Source organism: Actinacidiphila sp. bgisy167 (assembly GCF_965342175.1).
In the GTDB taxonomy this organism is placed as follows: domain Bacteria; phylum Actinomycetota; class Actinomycetes; order Streptomycetales; family Streptomycetaceae; genus Actinacidiphila.
This window is the reverse complement of sequence record NZ_CBDRBL010000050.1, coordinates 1-19,592: the sequence shown is the minus strand read 5'-3', so window position 1 is coordinate 19,592 and position 19,592 is coordinate 1. Positions and strand designations below refer to the sequence as shown.

Annotated in this window: 18 protein-coding genes; 5 read left to right on the top strand and 13 right to left on the bottom strand. The window is 73.0% G+C overall.

Annotation, left to right across the window (positions count from 1 at the left end):
- Positions 1 to 11 precede the first annotated feature (11 nt).
- Complete coding sequence (locus ACRWND_RS19365) at positions 12 to 806, bottom strand: TIGR00730 family Rossman fold protein (protein WP_431951014.1); 795 nt, start codon at positions 804 to 806, stop codon at positions 12 to 14.
- Positions 807 to 887: 81 nt separating this feature from the next.
- Positions 888 to 1,955 (bottom strand): succinyl-diaminopimelate desuccinylase, encoded by a 1,068-nt coding sequence (gene dapE, locus ACRWND_RS19360; RefSeq protein ID WP_431951012.1) that lies wholly within the window; start codon positions 1,953 to 1,955, stop codon positions 888 to 890.
- 63 nt (positions 1,956 to 2,018) lie between these two features.
- Here dapE and ACRWND_RS19355 point away from each other — a divergent pair, with 63 nt between their 5' ends.
- Together ACRWND_RS19355 and ACRWND_RS19350 are read left to right on the top strand one after the other, a co-directional pair.
- The gene (locus ACRWND_RS19355) at positions 2,019 to 3,035 is read left to right on the top strand and encodes a heavy metal transporter (protein ID WP_431951010.1); all 1,017 of its coding nucleotides are present in this window, start codon (positions 2,019 to 2,021) and stop codon (positions 3,033 to 3,035) included.
- 283 nt (positions 3,036 to 3,318) lie between these two features.
- Entirely contained in the window at positions 3,319 to 3,732 is a 414-nt protein-coding gene (locus ACRWND_RS19350) for an ATP-binding protein (RefSeq protein ID WP_431951008.1), read from the top strand.
- A gap of 70 nt (positions 3,733 to 3,802) precedes the next feature.
- Here the strand turns inward: ACRWND_RS19350 and dapC are convergent, their stop codons facing one another.
- Together dapC and fdxA are read right to left on the bottom strand one after the other, a co-directional pair.
- Positions 3,803 to 4,915 (bottom strand): succinyldiaminopimelate transaminase, encoded by a 1,113-nt coding sequence (dapC, locus tag ACRWND_RS19345; protein ID WP_431951006.1) that lies wholly within the window; start codon positions 4,913 to 4,915, stop codon positions 3,803 to 3,805.
- A gap of 94 nt (positions 4,916 to 5,009) precedes the next feature.
- Positions 5,010 to 5,330, bottom strand: coding sequence for a ferredoxin (gene fdxA, locus ACRWND_RS19340; protein ID WP_431951004.1), 321 nt, complete (start codon positions 5,328 to 5,330; stop codon positions 5,010 to 5,012).
- A gap of 113 nt (positions 5,331 to 5,443) precedes the next feature.
- On the opposite strand from fdxA, the gene ACRWND_RS19335 reads away from it, so the two are divergent.
- Both ACRWND_RS19335 and ACRWND_RS19330 read left to right on the top strand, forming a co-directional pair.
- Positions 5,444 to 6,469, top strand: a complete 1,026-nt coding sequence (locus ACRWND_RS19335; protein WP_431951067.1) for a GNAT family N-acetyltransferase — start codon at positions 5,444 to 5,446, stop codon at positions 6,467 to 6,469.
- An 8-nt stretch (positions 6,470 to 6,477) separates the two neighbouring features.
- Positions 6,478 to 7,302 carry a tetratricopeptide repeat protein gene (locus tag ACRWND_RS19330; protein ID WP_431951002.1) on the top strand — a complete coding sequence of 275 codons (825 nt, stop codon included), beginning with the start codon at positions 6,478 to 6,480 and terminating at the stop codon, positions 7,300 to 7,302.
- Between the two features lie 214 nt (positions 7,303 to 7,516).
- Here the strand turns inward: ACRWND_RS19330 and ACRWND_RS19325 are convergent, their stop codons facing one another.
- From ACRWND_RS19325 to ACRWND_RS19310, 4 genes are all read right to left on the bottom strand, one after another.
- Positions 7,517 to 9,619, bottom strand: coding sequence for a hypothetical protein (locus tag ACRWND_RS19325; RefSeq protein ID WP_431951000.1), 2,103 nt, complete (start codon positions 9,617 to 9,619; stop codon positions 7,517 to 7,519).
- 192 nt (positions 9,620 to 9,811) lie between these two features.
- A complete protein-coding gene (locus tag ACRWND_RS19320; RefSeq protein WP_431950998.1) occupies positions 9,812 to 10,168 on the bottom strand; it encodes a DUF6113 family protein in 357 nt (118 codons plus the stop codon).
- On the bottom strand, positions 10,165 to 11,058 hold the full coding sequence (gene mshB / locus ACRWND_RS19315; RefSeq protein ID WP_431950996.1) for an N-acetyl-1-D-myo-inositol-2-amino-2-deoxy-alpha-D-glucopyranoside deacetylase: 894 nt from the start codon (positions 11,056 to 11,058) through the stop codon (positions 10,165 to 10,167). The genes ACRWND_RS19320 and mshB overlap by 4 nt, the downstream gene beginning before the upstream one ends.
- Before the next feature lie 50 nt (positions 11,059 to 11,108).
- Complete coding sequence (locus tag ACRWND_RS19310; RefSeq protein WP_431950994.1) at positions 11,109 to 11,303, bottom strand: hypothetical protein; 195 nt, start codon at positions 11,301 to 11,303, stop codon at positions 11,109 to 11,111.
- Between the two features lie 189 nt (positions 11,304 to 11,492).
- Between ACRWND_RS19310 and ACRWND_RS19305 the strand changes: the two genes are divergently transcribed.
- Positions 11,493 to 13,625 carry an alpha/beta fold hydrolase gene (locus tag ACRWND_RS19305; protein ID WP_431950992.1) on the top strand — a complete coding sequence of 711 codons (2,133 nt, stop codon included), beginning with the start codon at positions 11,493 to 11,495 and terminating at the stop codon, positions 13,623 to 13,625.
- Between the two features lie 160 nt (positions 13,626 to 13,785).
- Here ACRWND_RS19305 and ACRWND_RS19300 read toward each other — a convergent pair whose 3' ends face one another.
- Genes ACRWND_RS19300 through ACRWND_RS19280 form a run of 5 tightly spaced genes read right to left on the bottom strand, consistent with a single transcriptional unit; the run spans position 13,786 to position 19,392 of the window.
- Positions 13,786 to 14,835: an ABC transporter ATP-binding protein gene (locus ACRWND_RS19300; RefSeq protein ID WP_431950990.1), complete on the bottom strand. Its 1,050-nt coding sequence runs from the start codon at positions 14,833 to 14,835 to the stop codon at positions 13,786 to 13,788.
- On the bottom strand, positions 14,819 to 15,844 hold the full coding sequence (locus tag ACRWND_RS19295; RefSeq protein WP_431950988.1) for an ABC transporter ATP-binding protein: 1,026 nt from the start codon (positions 15,842 to 15,844) through the stop codon (positions 14,819 to 14,821). The genes ACRWND_RS19300 and ACRWND_RS19295 overlap by 17 nt, the downstream gene beginning before the upstream one ends.
- On the bottom strand, positions 15,844 to 16,848 hold the full coding sequence (locus tag ACRWND_RS19290) for an ABC transporter permease (RefSeq protein WP_431950986.1): 1,005 nt from the start codon (positions 16,846 to 16,848) through the stop codon (positions 15,844 to 15,846). Before ACRWND_RS19290 ends, ACRWND_RS19295 begins: the two co-directional genes overlap by 1 nt.
- Entirely contained in the window at positions 16,841 to 17,764 is a 924-nt protein-coding gene (locus ACRWND_RS19285) for an ABC transporter permease (RefSeq protein ID WP_431950984.1), read from the bottom strand. Before ACRWND_RS19285 ends, ACRWND_RS19290 begins: the two co-directional genes overlap by 8 nt.
- Positions 17,765 to 17,769: 5 nt before the next feature.
- A complete protein-coding gene (locus ACRWND_RS19280; RefSeq protein WP_431950982.1) occupies positions 17,770 to 19,392 on the bottom strand; it encodes a peptide ABC transporter substrate-binding protein in 1,623 nt (540 codons plus the stop codon).
- Positions 19,393 to 19,592 lie beyond the last annotated feature (200 nt).

The window sequence follows — 19,592 nt, the reverse complement described above, 5'->3', positions numbered from 1 at the left end:
CCGCCGGCGGGTCAGTCGCCGATCTCCTTGGTCACCAGGGCGACCGCCTCGTCGACGTCGTCCGTGAGGTGGAGGAGTTCGAGGTCGACGGGGGACGCCTTGCCGCCGTCCACGACGGTGTCGCGGACCCAGTCGACCAGGCCGCGCCAGTAGGCGGAGCCGAACAGGACGATGGGGAACTGCGTGACCTTGCGGGTCTGCACCAGCGTCAGGGCCTCGAAGAGTTCGTCGAGGGTGCCGAAACCGCCCGGCAGGACGATGAACCCGGAGGCGTACTTGACGAACATCGTCTTGCGGACGAAGAAGTAGCGGAAGTTCACGCCGATGTCCACATAGGGGTTGAGCCCCTGCTCGAAGGGCAGCTCGATGCCCAGGCCCACCGAGACCCCTCCGGCCTCGCAGGCGCCGCGGTTGGCCGCCTCCATCGCGCCGGGGCCGCCGCCGGTGATGACGGCGAAGCCGGCCTCGGCCAGGGCGCGGCCGATGCGGACGCCGGTCTCATAGTCGGCCGTGCCCTCCGCCATCCGGGCGGAGCCGAAGACGCTGACCGCCTTGCCGAGTTCGGCGAGCGCGCCGAACCCCTCCACGAACTCGGACTGGATGCGCATCACGCGCCACGGATCGCTGTGGACCCAGTCCGACGATCCGCGGGTGTCCAGCAGCCGCTGGTCGGTCGTCGACTTCTGCACCTGGCCCCGGCGCCTGACGACGGGCCCGGTGTGGCGCTCGGGCCAGCCGCGCCCCGTGGGGCGGCCCTCCGCCGCGGCTGTCTCGGCGGCGGCCGCCTCCTCCGCGTCACGGTTCATGTCGCGCTCCTTTCGCTGCCGTCCGGTCAGGGTACGGCCGCGTCCACTCGGCGGATCAAGAACGCGCCGCTGAACTGTCCGTTACGACAGCCAGGCGCGCAGCTTCTCCTCCGCCTCCAGGACGGCGCTGACGGCGACGTGCTCCTCGCGGGTGTGGGCGAGCGCGGGGTCGCCGGGGCCGTAGTTCACCGCCGGGACGCCCAGCGCGGAGAAGCGGGCCACGTCGGTCCAGGCCTCCTTGGGCGCGGGCTCGGTGCCGATGGCCTCGACGAAGGCGGCCGCCGCGGGGTGGGACAGGCCCGGCAGGGCGCCGGGGGCGCTGTCGGTGAGCCGTACGTCGAAGCCGTCGAACACCTCGCGGACGTGGGCGAGCGCGTCGGCCTCGGAGCGGTCGGGGGCGAAGCGGAAGTTGACGACCACCGCGCAGGAGTCCGGGATCACGTTCCCGGCGTGACCGCCCTCGATCATCACGGCGTTGAGGCCCTCGCGGTAGGTGAGTCCGTCGATGACGGCCTTGCGGGGCGCGTACGCGGCGAGCCGGGCCAGCACCGGCGCGGCCTTGTGGATGGCGTTGTCGCCCAGCCAGCTGCGCGCGGAGTGGGCGCGGCGGCCGGTGGTCTCCACGCGGACCCGCAGGGTGCCCTGGCAGCCGCCCTCGACCTTGGCGCCGGTCGGCTCCAGCAGGACGGCGAAGTCGCCCGCGAGCCATTCCGGGTGGTTCTGCGCGAGGCGCTTGAGGCCGTTGTGCTCCGCCGCGATCTCCTCGGCGTCGTAGAAGACGAAGGTCAGGTCGCGGGTGGGGGCGGGAAGGGTGGCGGCGAGCCGCAGCTGGACGGCGACCCCCGACTTCATGTCGGAGGTGCCGCAACCCCACAGGATGCCGTCGGCGTCGAGGCGGGAGGGCACGTTCTCGGCGATCGGCACGGTGTCCAGGTGCCCGGCGAGGACGACCCGCTCGGCCCGGCCGAGCCGGGTGCGGGCGACGACGGCGTCCCCGTCCCGGTCCACCGTCAGGTGCGGCAGGGCGCGCAGGGCGCTCTCCACGGCGTCCGCCAGCGGCTTCTCGGCGAGGCTGACGGAGGGGATGTCGACGAGCTGCGCCGTCACGGCGGCGGCGTCCTGACTGAGATCGAGCACGGGCCGTTCCATGCCGCCGACCCTACCGGGAGCGGGTCGGGGGCCCGGCGGAGCGGGCTTCGGTACGGTGTGCGCGTGCCGAAGCCAGCGTCGCCCTCGACACCCTCCGCACGCCCCTCGCGCAGGCGCGCGCGGGCAGCCCGAACGGTCACCGCAGGCCTGGTCCTGCTGGGGGTCGCGAGCTATGTCGCGTACGACCACCTGACCGGTGTCAGGGGCGTTCGCCGTCCGGGCTGCACGGTGACCACCGAGGCCGGCAGCCTCACTTTGGAGCCGCAGCAGGCGGCGAACGCCTCGACGATCGCCGCGGTCGCGACCTCGCGGGGGCTGCCGGAGCGCGCGCTGACGATAGCGCTGGCCACGTCCATGCAGGAGTCGGCGCTGCGCAATCTCGATCACGGGGACCGCGACTCGGTCGGCCTGTTCCAGCAGCGCCCCTCGCAGGGTTGGGGAACGGCCGCGCAGATCATGGACCCGGTCTACGCCTCCAACGAATTCTTCGACGGCCTGGTGAAGATCCGCGGCTATTCCCGGCTGCCCCTGACGGAGGCCGCGCAGAAAGTGCAGAAGAGCGGCTTCCCGCTGGCGTACGCCAAGCACGAGGGGGACGCCGCGCTGCTGGCCGCAGCGCTGACCGGCCGGCGCCCGGGTGCGCTCAACTGCGTCACCCCCGTCACCCCGGTCACCCCTGTCGCCGCGGGCGAGGCCTCCGGAGGCGACCCGGCGAAGGTGCGGGCGCGGCTGCTCCGGGAGTTCGGGTCTCGTGTGGTGCCGCGGATCACCGAGACGTCCGCCGGGGCGGGCGACGAGGCCGCCCGGGACGCCGAGAACGCCGCCGCGGGCGGGCGGCCCGACCGGCGCACGGTGTCCGTGGCCTCCGCCGCCGCGGGGAGCGGGGGGCGCGGCGACGGGCTCCGGCAGGGCTGGGTGCTGGCCCACTGGGCGGTGGCGCACGCGGGCGAGCTGAAGGTGGAGAAAGTGTCGTTCGGGGACCGCGAGTGGTCGGCCAGGACCTCCGACCGGGGCTGGACGGCTCTTTCAGGCGTCGGGCGGCCGGCCGCGGGCGACGTCAGGATCACCGTCGCGCAATAGTGCGAGTAATCACCCGCAGGCGGGTGATTGATACGCCAAACCCATCAGATGCGAATCCCTGCGTCCGGGGTGCGAAAAACACGCCCGACCAAGGGCCGTTACGTTTCCGCGGCGGTTACCACCGCGCCCGAATTGCTCCGCTTTACCACTTCGAAATCAGCGCGCATTACCAACTCTTTACCCTCGGCGGCCGAAACCTTCGAGCCCCTTCACGCGGTAGTCACGGCGTCCGCCCCGCGGACACACCACGTCGAAACTGTCGTCTCTCCGTAAAAGGAGCACCATGTCTCTCCCCCTCGCGCGTCGGATCGCCCGGGCCGCCCTGCTGGTCGGCGCGGCCGCGGCGCCTCTCATCGGTGCCGGCGCCGCGTCCGCCGCCGAGCTTCCGCAGGTCGGCAAGGTGGGTGGGCTGACCAACATGGACAAGGCCCCCGAGCTCGCCGGCACCGTGAACGGCGTGGCCAAGCAGTCCGGCGCGGTGCGGACCGTGCAGGAGACGCTGCCCGCGACGACCGAGACCGTCGGCGGCTTGGCCAAGAGCACCCAGCCCACCGTCCAGGGCGCCGCGACGCAGGCCGCCAAGACCGTCGGCGGCACCGCCTACGAGCTCGGGAAGTCCGCCAAGGCCCCGGGGCTGCCCGGCGGCATCCCCTCCACCGGCCAGGCGCCCCTGAAGGGGCTTCCCCTCGGCGGCTGACCACCCACAGCGGCGCGAAGGGCCCGGGGGCGCTGCTCCCGGGCCCTTCGCGCGGTCGTGCCGCCGCGGCTCAGGCGGACAGCCTGCGCACCGCCGCCGCGACCCGCTCGTCGGTGGCCGTGAAGGCGACGCGTACGTACCGCTCCCCTGCAGCGCCGTAGAAGTCGCCCGGCGCCACGAGGATGCCCTGCTTGGACAGGTCCGCGACGGTGTCCCAGCAGGACTCGTCGCGCGTCGCCCACAGGTACAGACTCGCCTCGCTGTGCTCGATGCGGAAGCCCGCGGCCTCGAAGGCCTCCCGCAGCATCGCCCGCCGCCGTGCGTAGCGCTCCCGCTGCCGTGCCACATGGGCGTCGTCCCCGAGCGCGGCGATGGTGGCGGCCTGCACCGGAGCGGGCGTCATCATGCCGCCGTGCTTGCGGATCTGCAGCAGCTCGCCCAGCACGGCGGAGTCGCCGAGCAGGAAGGCGGAGCGGTAGCCGGCCAGGTTGGAGCGCTTGGACAGTGAGTGGACGGCCACGATCCCCTCGTAGGAGCCGCCGCAGACGTCGGGGTGCAGGACGGAGACCGGGTCGGCGTCCCAGCCCAGCTCCAGGTAGCACTCGTCGCTGAACACCAGCACTCCGTGCTCCCGCGCCCAGGCGACGGCACGGGTCAGCTCGTCCTTGGACAGTACGCGTCCGGAGGGGTTGGAGGGGCTGTTGAGCCACAGCAGGCGCAGCCCGGCCGGGTCCTGCTCGGTCGGCTCGTCGTAGACGACCGGCTCGGCGCCCGCCAACCGCGCGCCGACCTCGTAGGTGGGGTAGGCGAGCCGCGGGTAGGCCACCTTGTCGCCCGCGCCGAGGCCCAGTTGGGTGGGCAGCCAGGCGACCAGCTCCTTGGAGCCGACGACCGGCAGCACATGCGCGTCGGTCAGCCCGGTGGCGCCCAGCCGGCGGCCGGCCCAGCCGGTGATGGCGGCGCGCAGCTCGGGCGTCCCCCACACGGTCGGGTAACCGGGGCTGTCCGCGGCCGCGGACAGGGCCTGCTGCACGAGGTGCGGGACCGGGTCGACGGGGGTGCCGACCGACAGGTCGACGATGCCGCCGGGGTGGGCGGCGGCCGTGGCCTTGTACGGTTCGAGCCGGTCCCACGGGAAGACGGGGAGTCGGGACGAGACAGGCTGTGCCACGGTGGTGCTCACTTTCGGTTCCTCGCAGGCCCGCGGCCTGCCGCTGCCTGAAACGCGGCGGTCCCGCACGGCGGTGTGCCGTACGGGACCGCCCGCGATTGTCGTGTCACGCGCCCTGCGGCGGCAGGGCGGCGATGAAGGGGTGGTCGCGCTCGATCAGCCCGAGCTTGGAGGCGCCACCGGGCGAGCCGAGCTCGTCGAAGAACTCGACGTTCGCCTTGTAGTAGTCCTTCCACTCCTCCGGGGTGTCGTCCTCGTAGAAGATGGCCTCCACCGGGCAGACCGGCTCACAGGCTCCGCAGTCGACGCATTCGTCCGGGTGGATGTACAAGGACCGCTGGCCCTCGTAGATGCAGTCGACGGGGCACTCCTCGATGCATGCCTTGTCCTTGACGTCGACACAAGGCTGCGCGATGACGTAGGTCACGCTGTCGTTCCTCCTCGGTAGGGCTGTCTCGCGCGGGAGCGCGGCGTCGTCGATGCCCGCCCCTAGTATCTCCGTTCTTGGGCAGCAGACGAACAGGAGGGGCGGTCATGGGCATGGATTTCACCGCCGGAGGCAGGTTCGAGGTGCGCATAACCCCTTCTGACGTGGGCAAACGCGTTTCGGTACGGAGGATCGCGGAGATCGTCGACGGGCGGCCGGTTTTCGCCGACGCCGTCGGAGTTCTCACATCCTGGGACGAAGGGGTACTGGTGGTCACCCGCCGGGACGGGGCGTCCGTGCGCATCGCGGAATCCTCCCTGGTGGCGGGCAAGATCGTGCCCGCGGCGCCGGCGCGTCGCGGCGCCCGCGCGCCGCGCGCGACGGCCCGGGAACTGCAGGAGTCGGCCTCCCGCTGCTGGCCTGCGCGGGAGACCGCCCGGCTGGGCGGATGGACGCTTCGGGCGGCGGGCGGCTTCACCCGGCGCGCCAACTCGGTGCTGCCGCTCGGGGATCCGGGTGTCCCGCTGGCGGAGGCCGCGGCACGGACCGCCCGCTGGTACGGCGACCGCGGCCTGCCCGCGTACGTGCAGGTCACCACCGGCGGCGAGGACTCCGACGAGACGCTCGCACAGGCGCTGGTGGGCATGGGCTGGACCGCGGAGGGCCACGCCCTGCTCTGCACGGCCCCTCTGGCGCCGATCGCGGACCTGCCGGGCGCCGAGGCCGTCCGCCTGTCTCGCGAGGCCGACGGCGGGTGGCTGGATCGCTACCACCGCACGGGCGCTTCGGGCGACGTGGCTTCGAAGGTGCTGGGCGGCGGGCCCTCGGTGTGGTTCGCCGCCGTGCCGGCGGACGGCGACCCGGCCGTCACGGGGCCCGCGGCGATCGGACGCTGTGTGGTCGACGGCCGCTTCGCCTCCTTCGGCGCCGTCGAGGTGGCCCCGGACCACCGCCGGCGCGGACTGGCCGGGGCCGTGATGGCCGCGCTCGCCCGCAAGGCCCTGGACGAGGGCGCCTCCGGCGCGTACCTGCAGGTCGAGACGGGCAACGAGGCCGCGCGCGCCCTCTACGACAGCATGGGCTTCACCCCCCATCACGCCTATCACTACCAGCGCGGCCCGCTGTCCGCGGAAGGGTGAGCCCCCGTATGGACGACACCCTCAGGCAGCGCTTCGCCGAGGCTGCCCGCGAGCCGCGCCCCGACCTCGCCGAGCTGTGCCTGCTCATCGGGGCCGCGGCCGACCCGGCCCTCGACGAGGCCGGGACGGACGCGGCGCAGATGGAACTCGACCGCCTCGCCGGCCTCCTGCCGTACGGCCTCACCACTGCCGTCGACTGGGCGGGCGCCACCGCGGAACTGCTCGGTGGCCGTTGCGGGTTCGGCGGTTCCCCGGCCGACTACCAGCGGCTGGAGTCGTCCCTGCTGCACCAGGTGCTGTGGCGGCGGCGCGGGCTGCCGATCCTGCTGTCGGTGGTCTGGATGGAGGTCGTCCGGCGTGTGGGCGGCCCGATCCACGGCGTCGCCCTCCCCGGGCACTTCATCGTGGGCTTCGGCGACCCCGCGGGCGCCTTCGTGCCCGCCGACCCCTTCGACGGCGGCCGGCGGCTCGGCGAGGAGGACGTACGCCTGCTCGTGGCGGGCGCGACGGGAGCCGCGCCGTCCTCGGTGGTGCTGGAGCCGGCCGACCCGCTGGAGATCGTGCTGCGGGTGCTCAACAACATCCGCGCCTGGGCCTCCGCACGTCCGGAGCAGCTCGCCACACAGCTGTGGACGGTGGAACTGGCGCTGTTGCTGCCCCACCACCCTGCTCGCCTGCGCTTGGAGCGGGCGCAGCTGCTGGTGCGCGCCGGGGACTTCGCTCGGGGCGCCGTGGAGATGGAGGCGTACGCGGACGTGCTCGCGGAGGCGGAGCCCTCCGCCGCGGCGGCGGTGCGCCGCCAGGCGCGGGCCGCCCGCGCTCTCCTGAACTGAAGGCGCCGGGGGTGCGCGGGGCGGGTGTGGCCGGTGATCGGCGCGGGCCGGCGGTGCTGACGTGGTGCCGGTCCTCGGGGGCGGGTTGGTCTCGCGCCCTCGGGCGCCGGACGGCGGGAGAGCCGCGGGACCCAGAGCGCGGATGAGACGGGTGTGGCCCTCGGTACGGGTACCGGGGGCCACACCCGTCACACGCGGGTCGGGCGACCGGGGGTCAGGAGGTGCCCTCGATGGTCACCGTCTTCTTGGCGGCGTCGGTGGTCTGCAGCGCGGGCAGCATCGCGGAGGCCACGTCCTCGGGGGTGACGGCGGTCTTGCTGCCGTCACCGCGTTCGACCAGCACGCCGTCGAAGGCGCCGCCGTACAGGTCCTTGAGCACCTTGCGGTCGATGTACGGGGTGAGGTTGCCGTTCTGGTCCGGCACCATCGTGAGGATCTGCGACAGCGACTTCTGGGGGCTGAACGGGATCTGCGCGGCACCCGCGCGGACCGTGACGAACCCGGACATGGCGGTCTTGCCGAAGCCGTCGACGGCCTTGTCGAGCGCCTCCTGGGTCACCTTGGGCTGGACGGTGGTGACCTTCAGGCCGACCACGCCGGCCTTGCCCGTGGCGACCTGCGTGGCGTAGGCCGTCTTCACGGCGTCGATCGAGGCGCCCACGTCCACACCCTGGTGGGGCTTGCCGGGGACGGCGACCGCCTTGCCCTTCACGAACTTGACCATGCCCTCGGAGCCGGGGCCCCCGAGCTCCTGGGAGAGCTTCTCCAGCTGGGCGCGGAGCTTCTCGTTGTCCGTGGTCAGCACGGGCTCGGCCGCCCGCGTGCCGCCGAACAGCGAGCCGATGACGGTGACCGGGTTGTAGTCGCGGTGCGCCAGGTTGCGGACCGTCGCGTCGGTGTCGAGGACGAGTCCGGCGGCCGTGGGCTTCAACGACTGGCGAGCGTCGCCGACGGTGACGGTGATCGCCGCGTTCTTGCGGGCGCCCAGCCGCTCGTCGAGGAGCGCGACGGCCTGGTCCTTGGTCTTGCCGCCGATCTCCACGCCGTAGACGGTCGTGCCGGCCGGCACGTCGGCGTGGTCCATCAGCAGGCCGGCGCCGTAGGCGAGGCCGAGCAGGCCCAGCACGCCGACGCCCACCAGTATGAGCTTGGAACGGCCCTTGGGCTTGGGCTCCGCAGTGTTCTGGCGGCCGGCGGGCGCCGCCGGCTCGTCCTGCTCGAAGCGGTACATCTCGCCGCCGGCCGGGGCGGGCCGGTTGGCGGACGGCCCCGCGGGGGGAACCGCCGGGATGCCGCCGACGAGCGTGTCCCCGGGCAGCCGGTCGGCTGCGGGAGGCGGGAACGGCGTGGGACGCGGCGAGCGGCCGGCCGCGGGGCCCGCCGGGGGCACGCGCATGTCACCGGTGACCGGGCCCGCGGTGGGGCCGGACGGTGGCTGCTGCCCCGGGAAGGGCTGGCCGGCTCCGGGGCCACCCGCGGGTCCCGCAACGGGCCCCCCGGGGAACGGGCGCTGCGCCGGGGCCTGGCGTCCGGGACCGGCCGGGCCGCCGAAACCACCGGGGCCCTCAGGACCACCCTGCACCGCCGGGCCCCCGGGACCGCCGAAACCGGCGGCGCCGCCGTTCGGGCGCGGGATGCCGCCGCGCCGGGGCGCGCCGGAGCCGTCGGCCGGCCCCGGAACCGGGCCGCGCTCCGCGGGGCCGGGCTGGGCGGGGATGTCGCCGAGCCGCATCGGCTGGGTGACCTCGGGGGCGGAGAACTCCTGGGCCGCCTCGGGGGCCGGGGCAGAAGCCGGTGCGGGTGCGGGCGCGGGGGCACCCTTCCGCGGGGCGAACCAGTCACTCGCCGACTTCTCGGCCTTCGGCCCGGGAGCCGGCTCGCCGGCGGGCTGCGGCGCGGGGCCGGATGCCGGGGCGCCCTGACCGGCCCCGGTGCCGCTGCCCGTACCGGGGCCCGGGCCGCCGGCCGGCCGGCCCGCGGGCCGCGGCGCCGACTCGGCCGCGGAGGCGCCCGGCGCGGACCAGGCGGACGGCTCGCCCTCCTCGCCGCCCTCGACGGGCGTGCGGACGACGACCGGCGGGATCGGCCGGGATCCGGGGATGTTGATACGCACCCGGGTGGTCAGCGTGGTCTCGGTCTTGGCCTCCTCCGCGGCGGGAGCCTCGGCCGGCTCCCCGTTCGCGGCACCGTCGCGCGGGTCCTCCTGCGGATGCAGCGACGGAAACGGCCGGGTTCCGTACGGCGGGGTACCCGACGGGTAGGCGGCTCCTCCCCGCCCCTGGGGGCCGGGGGACGGACGATCAGTTTCACGACTCAAAGCAGGCTCTCCCGGTTCGCTTCGCCACCCGTCACGGCCTTTCCGCGGGCGGCCCGGCGGCGCGCACCACCATACTGGGCGCCGCGTCGAAGCCGCTGCCCGCTGAATGGAGACCGCCCCTGCAAAAGGGGCTTATAGGACGTCGCGCGTCACACGGACGACGTTCGCTCCCTCACGGACGCAACGTGGCGCCTATCGTGCCTCACGTGATCCACTGCCGTCGGCGCGGGGCTGCACAAGCGTGGCCGACATCACGCCTGCCAACGCTCCGCCCAGCAGGTAGACGTACGGGCTGATCCCGTTGGCGAACAGGAAATCACCCTCCGGGCGGGCGGAGCTGAGCAGCATCACGGTGATCAGCCAGACCGCCGCCGGGACCACCGCGCCCAGCCGCGTGCCGGTGAGTCTGGCGCCGCCGTGGAAGAGCGCCGCGCTCCCGGCGAGCGCGAGCAGCAGCCCGCCCGGGAACCAGGCGGCCTGGACGAGCGACCCCGCGACGGCGACCAGGACGCCCAGGACGGCGAGCAGGGGGTAGGCCGCGCGCCTCATGCCCCGGTCCCCGCGAACAGGTCGTCCTCCAGGCTCCCGGCCGGCGCGGGCACGCCCGCGACCAGACGGTAGAACTCGGCCCCGAACAGGGGCTGCCCGAGGTCGTTGGAGAGCGCGAAGAACGGGCCGTCCACCGCGATCTGGGTGGCGTGGGCCTTCATCGCCGCCGCCTTCCGCTCGGAGTAGCGGCCGTCCACGTCGATGGCCGCGGTCACCAGGTCGTCGTCCACCACGCCGGGGACGTCGTCGGCCGTCGCGATGCCCTCGAAGGGGATCTGCCGGCCGGCCGCGCGCAGGCGGGCGAAGCCCTCCTCGACCACCCGGCGCGGAACGCAGTTCCAGTAGATCTTGGCGATGGAGTGCGGCTCGCCGAGGTCGCGGCGGTAGGTCGGCTCGGCGGACAGCTCGGCGGCGCGCATGGCGACCCGGTGCGCCTTGATGTGGTCGGGGTGGCCGTAGCCGCCGTCGGGGTCGTAGGCGACCAGGACCTGCGGACGGACCTCGCGGATCACCTCCACGAGGTACCCGGCGGCGAGGTCGAGATCGGCCTGCCAGAAGCTGTCGGGCCGGTCGTTCTGGGGCGCGCCCATCATCCCGGAGTCCCGGAAGCGGCCCGGGCCGCCGAGGAAGCGGTGGTCGGTGACGCCGAGTTGGACCATGGCGTCGGCGAGCTCGCCGATCCGGTGGGCGCCGAGGGCGTCGTCGCGGTCGGACGCCAGATGCGCCAGCTCGGGCGGGATGACCTCGCCCTCCTCCCCGAGGGTGCACGTCACCAGGGTGACGCGCGCGCCCTCGGCGGCGTACTTCGCCATGGTGGCGCCGTTGTTGATCGACTCGTCGTCGGGATGCGCGTGGACGAACAGCAGTCGCCGGGCGGGCAGTGCGGTCATGAGAAGAGCCTAGGGCAGTCACCCCGCCTCATCCGCGGCGAGCCACCAGCTCAGAACTTGAAGTCGCCGATCATGCCCGCGACGTTGGTGGTGAGGTCCCGGATCGTCGGCGCGATGGAGGAGCTTGCCAGGTAGAACCCGAGCAGTACGCAGACCACCGCATGCCCCGCCTTCAGACCCGCCTTCCTGACCAGCAGGAAGACGACGATCAGCAGCAGCAGCACCGCCGAAATCGAAAGTGCCACAGCGGCTCACCTCCAGGGCCTCGTATTCCGACAGCAGTTGCCAACCGGTTGTTACCCACTCTCGGGACGGGATCATAACTTTGTGGCGCGCCGCATAGCTCGTCGCACGGGAGCATGCGGGGGCGCATGGCCGGATCTCGCGGTCGGCGTGCGCTGGGCGCGCCGAAAGGGCAATGGCACACTCCCTCCATGACGCAAGCGCTCTCGTTCCCCCGGCAGTACGCCCGCACGCAGCGGTTCTCGCTCGGCGCCCCCCGCTCCTTCACCGTGTCGCCGGACGGCGGCCGCATCGCCTTCCTCCGCTCCCGTTCCGGTACCGACCGCTCGCATCTGCTGTGGGTGCTCGACGTGGAGTCCGGCGCCGAGCGGGTCGCGGCGGACCCCGCGCTGCTGCTGTCCGGCGCCGCGGAGGAGTTGTCGCCGGAGGAGAAGGCGCGCCGCGAGCGCAGCCGGGAGGGCTCGGCCGGGATCGTCGGCTACGCGACCGACGACGCGGCGGAGCTGGCCGCCTTCGCCCTGTCGGGACGGCTGTTCACGGCGGAGCTGCGGGCCGGAACCGCCCGGGAGCTCGCCGTACCGGGCCCGGTGGTGGACCCGCGCCCGTCGCCGGACGGCCGCCGGGTGGCTTATGTGGCGGACGGCGCGCTGCGCGTGGTGGCCGCCGACGGCAGCGAGGACCGGGCGCTGGCCGAACCCGAGGGGCCGGAAGTCACCTACGGGCTGGCCGAGTTCATCGCCGCCGAGGAGATGTCCCGCAGCCGCGGCTACTGGTGGTCCCCGGACGGCACCCGCGTGCTGGCGGCCCGGGTGGACTCCTCCCCCGTCCAGCGATGGTGGATCGCCGACCCGGCGAACCCCGGGCAGGCGCCGGCGGAGGTCGCCTATCCGGCGGCGGGGACGCCGAACGCCGAGGTGACGCTGGTGCTGCTGACGCTGGACGGCGCCGCCGTCGCGGTGGAGTGGGACCGCGAGCGCTACCCGTACCTGGCGCAGGTGCACTGGTCGGCGGGCGGTCCGCCGCTGCTGCTCGCGCAAACGCGTGACCAGTGCGAGCAGGTGTACCTGGCGGTGGACACCGCCACCGGCGCCACCCGCGAGGTGCACCGGGACCGCGACGGAATCTGGCTTGATCTTTTCGCCGGGGTGCCCGCGTGGCTGTCCGGGGAGCGGCTCGTGCGGATCTCCGACGAGAACGGCTCGCGATCACTGTACGTCGGCGAACAGCCCTGGACAGGACCGGAATTGCACGTGCGTGCGATGCTCGGAAGCGATGGCGACGCCATCTTGCTGTCCGCATCCGCGGGGCACGGCGCCAAGGACCCGGAGTACGGCGAGATCCATGTGTACCGCGCCGACGGCGGCCCCGGCGGACCGGTCCGGCTGAGCGGTGCGCCCGGTGTCCACTCCGCGGTGCACGCCGGGGGCGTCATGGTGCTGTCCTCCGCGTCCCTGGAGTCGGCGGCCACGGCCGTTCGGGTGCTGCGGGACGGCGAACAGGTGGCGGAGATCGCCTCGCACGCCGAGACCCCGGTCCTCACCGCGCGCCCGGTGCTGGTGGGCGCCGGCGAGCGCGGCATCCCGGCGGCGGTGCTGCTCCCCTCCGGCTACCGGGAGGGCGACGGACCGCTGCCGGTGCTGATGGACCCCTACGGCGGGCCCCACGGCCAGATGGTGCTGCGCACGCAGCGCATCCACCTCGAGCCGCAGTGGCTGGCCGACCAGGGCTTCGCGGTGGTCGTCGCGGACGGCCGGGGCACCCCCGGGCACTCCCCCGCCTGGGAGAAGGCGATCGCCGGCGACTTCGCGGGCGTCACCCTCGACGACCAGGTCCACGCGCTGCACGCACTGGCCGAACGGCACCCGCTGGACCTGACCCGGGTGGGCATCCGCGGCTGGTCCTACGGCGGCTACCTGGCGGCGCTCGCGGTGCTGCGCCGCCCGGACGTCTTCCACGCCGCGGTGGCGGGCGCACCGGTCACCGACTGGCGGCTGTACGACACCCACTACACCGAGCGCTACCTCGGCCACCCCGGGGAGCAGCCGGCGGTGTACGCGGCCAACTCGCTGGTCACTGACGCCGGGCTGGCGGACCCGGCGGACGAGGTCCGGCCGCTGATGATCATCCACGGTCTCGCCGACGACAACGTGGTGGCCGCGCACACCCTGCGGCTGTCCTCCGCGCTGCTGGCGGCCGGCCGCCCGCACGAGGTCCTGCCGCTGTCCGGGGTCACCCACATGACACCGCAGGAGGAGGTCGCGGAGAACCTGCTCCTGCTCCAGGTCGACTTCCTGCGGCGCTCGTTGGGTGTCGCGCGGCGCTAGGCCGCGCCGGAACGCACGGCAGCCGGCCGGAACGACCGAGGGTCGTTCCGGCCGGCTCACGGCACCCGCACGGCCGTACACATGCCAGCATGGGGCGTCCGTATATCGGACGTGCGTCCATCACGTTGCGCGCGTGTAAGACGGCGGCCGCCCGCCGCGCTCAGCGCCCCGGGGGCTCCGGCGGCAGCACCCGTTTGTCCTCGGCGAAATGGCACGCGCTGTCGTGCGCCGCCGGAGAGTCCACCGCCCGGAAGGCCTCGGGCACCGCCAGCGCCGGCACCTCCAGGGCGCAGCGTTCCCGTGCCTTCCAGCAGCGCGTCCGGAAACGGCAGCCGGACGGCGGGTCGGCCGGCGAGGGCACGTCACCGCTGAGCACGATGCGCTCACGCCGCCCGCGCGCCCCGGGATCCGGGACCGGCACCGCCGACAACAGGGCCTGGGTGTACGGGTGGGTCGGGTGCTCGTAGACCTGGGTGTCGTCCCCGGTCTCGACGATCCGCCCGAGGTACATCACCGCCACCCGGTCCGCGATGTGCCGCACGATCGACAGGTCGTGCGCGATGAAGACGTAGGAGAGGGCGAACTCGGCCTGCAGTCTCTCCATCAGGTTGACGACCTGCGCCTGCACGGAGACGTCCAGCGCCGAGACCGGCTCGTCGGCGACGATGACCTCGGGGCGCAGCGCCAGGCCGCGGGCGATGCCGATGCGCTGCCGCTGGCCGCCGGAGAACTGGTGCGGATAGCGGTTGACGTGCTCGGGGTCGAGGCCGACGACGTCCAGCAGTTCGCGCACCTTGCGGCGCCGGTCGCCCTTCGGGGCCACCTCGGGGTGGATCTCGTACGGCTCGCCGATGATGTCGCCGACCGTCATGCGCGGGTTCAGCGAGGTGTACGGGTCCTGGAACACCATCTGGATGTTCCGGCGCACGGCCCTCAGGGCGCGGCCGGACAGCTTGGTGACGTCCTCGCCCCTGTAGAGGATCTGCCCCCGGGTGGCCCGCTCCAGATGCACCAGCAGCCGGGCCAGGGTGGACTTCCCGCACCCGGACTCGCCGACGACGCCCAGGGTCTCGCCGCGGCGCAGGTCGAGGTCCACGCCGTCGACCGCCTGGACCTCGCCGACCTGCCGCTTGAAGAGGATTCCCTGGGTGAGCGGGAAGTGCTTGACCAGCCCCCGCACCTGGAGCACGGGGTCACCGCTGCCGCTCACCGAGGCACTCCCTCCAGAAGTGGCAGGCGCTGCCCTGCCGGGCGCTGATCCGGTACAGCGCCGGCTCGTCGGTGGCGCACACGTCGCGGGCGAGCGGGCAGCGCGGGTGGAAGGGGCAGCCGGTCGGGATGTGCAGCGGGTTCGGGGGCAGGCCCTTGATCGCATGCAGCTCCCGGCCCTTGCGGTCCAGACGCGGGATCGACTCCAGCAGGCCCCTGGTGTAGGGGTGTGCGGGGCGCTGGTAGATCTCGTGGACGGGCGCGGTCTCCACGATGCGCCCCGCGTACATCACGGCGATGTGGTCGGCGACGTCGGCGACGACGCCGAGGTCGTGGGTGATGAGGATCAGGCCCATGCCGTACTCGCGCTGCAGCTCCGCCAGGAGTTCCATGACCTGTGCCTGCACGGTCACGTCGAGCGCGGTGGTCGGCTCGTCGGCGATGACCAGCTCGGGCTCCAGGGCGAGCGCCATCGCGATCATGACGCGCTGGCGCATGCCGCCGGAGAACTGGTGCGGGTAGTCGCCCACCCGCTCCTTCGCCGCCGGGATGCGCACCCGGTCCATCAGCTCCACCGCCTTGGCACGGGCGTCCTTGCGGGACATCCCCCGGTGCACCCGGAACATCTCGCCGAGCTGCTCGCCCACGGTCAGCACGGGATTGAGGGCGGACAGCGCGTCCTGGAAGATCATCGCCATCCTGGCGCCGCGGATCCTTCGGCGCGCCTCGCGGCCCATGGCGAGCAGGTCCTCGCCGTGGAAGAGGATCTCGCCGCGGGTGACGAACCCGGGCGGCGAGTCGAGGATGCCCATGACGGCCTGCGCGGTCACCGACTTGCCGGAGCCCGACTCGCCCAGCACGGCCAGCGTCTGGCGGGAGCGCACCGCGTAGGAGACCCCGCCCACGGCCCGGGCGACGCCGTCCCGGGTGCGGAACTCCACGTGCAGGTCGCGCACCTCGAGCAGGGGCGGCTCGTCCCGGGCCGTGTCGGCCGGCGTCTGCCCGTCCATCAGCGCAGCTTGGGGTCGAGGGCGTCGCGCACCGCGTCACCGAGCATGATGAAGGCGAGCACCGTCACGCTCAGCGCTCCGGCCGGCCAGAGCAGCATGTGGGGTGCGTTGCGGATCTGGGTGGAGGCCTGGGAGATGTCGATGCCCCAGGAGACGGTGGGCGGTTTCAGCCCGACGCCGAGGTAGGACAGGGTGGCCTCCAGGGAGATGTAGGTGCCGAGCGCGATGGTCGCGACGACGATGACGGGGGCGACGGCGTTGGGCGCGATGTGCCGCAGCAGCAGCCGGGTGTGTCCGGCGCCGAGCGCACGGGCGGCCTCGACGTAGTCGTTTCGCTTCACGGTGATCACCGACCCGCGGGCGATGCGGCCGATCTGCGGCCAGCCGAGCAGCACGATGAACCCCACCACCGGCCAGACGGTGGTGCCGGTGACGACGGAGAGGAAGACCAGGCCGCCGAGGACGATCGGGATGCCGAAGAAGATGTCGCTCACCCGGGAGAGCACCGCGTCCGCCCAGCCGCCGTGGTAGCCGGCGAGGCCGCCGAGGAGCGAGCCGAGCAGGGCGGCTCCGACGGTGGCGCAGATGCCGACGGTGACCGAGGCGCGGGCGCCGTGGACGACCCGGGTGTAGACGTCGCACCCCTGGGTGTCGAAGCCGAAGGGGTGGCCGGGGGCGGAGCCCTTCTGGGAGTTGTCCAGGTCGCAGCTGAGCGGGTTGCCGGGAGCGATGAGCTGCGGCCAGAGGGAGATGACGACGAGGAAGACGATGATCAGCGCGGCGATCACGAAGACCGGGTTGCGCCGCAGGTCCCGCCAGGCGTCCGACCACAGGCTGCGCGGCCGGTCCGTGCCGGGCCCGCCGGCCGGGGCGGCCGGGGGCCTGCCGGGAGCGGGTACCCCCCTCTCCAGGGTGCGTGCCTCGTCCTGGCCCAGTCCCATGGCGGCTCCCGTCCCGCCGGCCGGCTCCACGGCCTCGTCGGGGTGGTTGCGCGGCTCAGGCATAGCGGATCCTCGGGTCGAGGACGGCGTAGAGGAGGTCGACCATCAGGTTCGCCAGGAGGAAGACGATCACGAGGATCGTCACGAACCCGACCACCGTGGCCGAGTCCAGCCGCAGGATGCCCTGGTAGAGCTGGTAGCCCACGCCGTGGATGTTGAAGATGCGCTCGGTGACGATGGCCCCTCCCATCAGCGCCCCGATGTCGGTGCCGATGAAGGTGACCACCGGGATGAGGGAGTTGCGCAGCAGGTGGCGGGTGATCACCCGGCGTCTCGGCAGTCCCTTGGCGACGGCGGTCCTGACGTAGTCGGCCCGGACGTTCTCCACGACCGAGGTGCGGCTGAGCCGGGTGACGTAGGCGAGCGAGGTCAGGGCGAGGACGAACGCCGGCACGACCAGCTCGTCGAGGCGGGCCTGCGAGGAGACCGAGGGCGCGATGACGTGCCACTTGACGCCGAGCAGGTACTGCAGCACGTAGCCGGTGACGAAGGTCGGCACGGAGATGACGACCAGGGTGCCCAGCAGCGTCGCGGTGTCCTCCAGGCGCCCGCGGCGCAGCCCGGTGAGGACGCCGAGGGTGATGCCGGCGACGATCTCGAAGAGGATGGCGAGGACCGTCAGCCGCAAGGTGACGGGCAGCGCGGTGGCCAGCAGTTCGGTGACCGGCTGCCCGTTCCAGGCGACCCCGAAGTCGCCGCGGAAGATCTGCCCCATGTAGCGCAGGTACTGCTGCCACAGCGGGTGGTCCAGATACAGGTCGCGGCGGATCTGCGCGGCCGTGGCGGGGTCGCAGGCGCGGTCGCCGCACCGTGCCTGGACGGGGTCGCCGAGCGCGTACACCATGACGAAGATCAGCACGGTGGTGCCGGCGAAGACGGGGATCATCTGCAGCAGACGGCGGATGACGTACCGGCCCATGGGCGTCAGCCGACCTTGATCTGGTTGAAGACGGGCACGCTGAAGGGGTTGAGGGTCACGTCGGAGAGCCGCTGCGACCAGGCCGCGCTGCCGTTCTGGTACCACAGCGCGATGGCCGGGACCTGCTGCGGCAGGATCCGCTCGGCCTGCTTGAAGGTGTCGACGGCCTTGGCGGGGTCGCTCTCGGCGTTCGCCCGGTCGACGAGCCGGTCGAAGCGGGGGTCGCTGAAGTGGGCGTCGTTGGACGAGGCGCCGGTGTAGTAGAGCGGCTGCAGGAAGTTCTGGATCAGCGGGTAGTCCATCTGCCAGCCGGCCCGGAACGGGTTCTTCATCCGCTGGTTGACGATCTGGTTGCGGAAGTCGGCGAAGGTGCCGACGGGATCGCCGACGCAGGCGTCGTCCTTGCCCAGGGCGTTGTTGATGCTGTTGCAGACCGCGTCGACCCACTCCTTGTGGGAGCCGCCGTCCGCGTTGTAGGTGATCCTCATGGTGCCGCCGGGGAGGCCGCCGCCCTCCTTGACCAGTTGCCTGGCGCGGGCGGGGTCGTACGCGCACGTGCGGCCGCACAGGGTGTCGTCGAAGCCGCCGTCCGCGCCGAGCACGGGCGAGGTCCAGTCCCCCGCCGGGATACGGGTGTTCTGGAAGATCTGCCGGGTGATCTGCTCGCGGTTGATCGCCATGGAGATGCCCTGGCGGAGCTTCTCGGAGTCCGGACCCGACCATGCCTTGTCGTAGAGCGGAAAGGCGAGGGTCTGGATGATGCCGGCCGGGGTGTTGAGGTAGCGGCCGTCCAGGTCGGTCTCGACGTTCCTCAACTGGGCGGCGGGCACGTCGTCGACCAGGTCCAGGTTGCCGGCCTGCAGATCGGTGTAGGCGGTGTTGGTGTCGGTGTAGACCTTGAGGTCCACGCCCTTGTTGACGGCCGCGTCGGAGCCCCTGTAACCGTCCCACGCGCGCAACCGCATGCCCTGGCCCTTGGTGTAGGACTCCACGCGGTAGGGGCCGTTGCCGACGGGTTTGCGCAGCCAGCCCGCATGGTCGGTGAAGAAGGCCCGTGGCAGCGGCATGTAGGCGGCGTAGCCGAGGGTGTCGGGCCAGGTGGAGAACTTCTGGTTGAGCCTGACGGTGAAGTTCAGGTCGTCCTGCCGGGTGAGGCCGGACAGCTCGGCGGCGGCGGGTTTCCCGGACCGCGGATGGACCTTGTCGTAGCCCTCGACGTACCGGAAGAAGGAGGCGTTGATCTGCTTGTTCGTCACGAGCGCCGCGTAGTTCCAGGCGTCGATGAAGGAATCGGCGGTGACCTTCTCGCCGTTGCTGAAGGTCCAGCCGGCCTTCAGCCTGATGGTGAAGGTCCGCTGGTCCGTGGTCGTGATCGAGTCGGCGATGACGTCCTCGGCGGCCGCCGTCCGGGGGTTGTACTTCTTCAGCCCGCGGAAGATCATGTCCAGCACCTTGCCGCCCTGCACCTCGTTGGTGTTGGCCGGCTCCAGCGGATTCTGCGGATCGGTCCACGCCGCGCTCAGCACACCGGAGCCGCTGCTCCGGGCGCCGTCCCCGCCGCCGCAGCCCGTCGCCACAAGGGCGGCCACGGCCGCACCGGCGGCCCACCTCGCCGCGCTCCTGCGCATCGGATGCCTCCTCGGGGAGCTCTGTGCCATGAAGGACACGAGGTCCACCATGACACCGCAAACCCAGGCATATTGCACAGCGGCTCACCGACCCGGTCGGTGCGGCCCTGTGACGCCCCGGAGCGTCACAGGGCCGCGAACGCCCGAGGGGGGGGGGGGGGGGGGGGGGGGGGGGGGGGGGGTGGGGGGGGGGGGGGGGG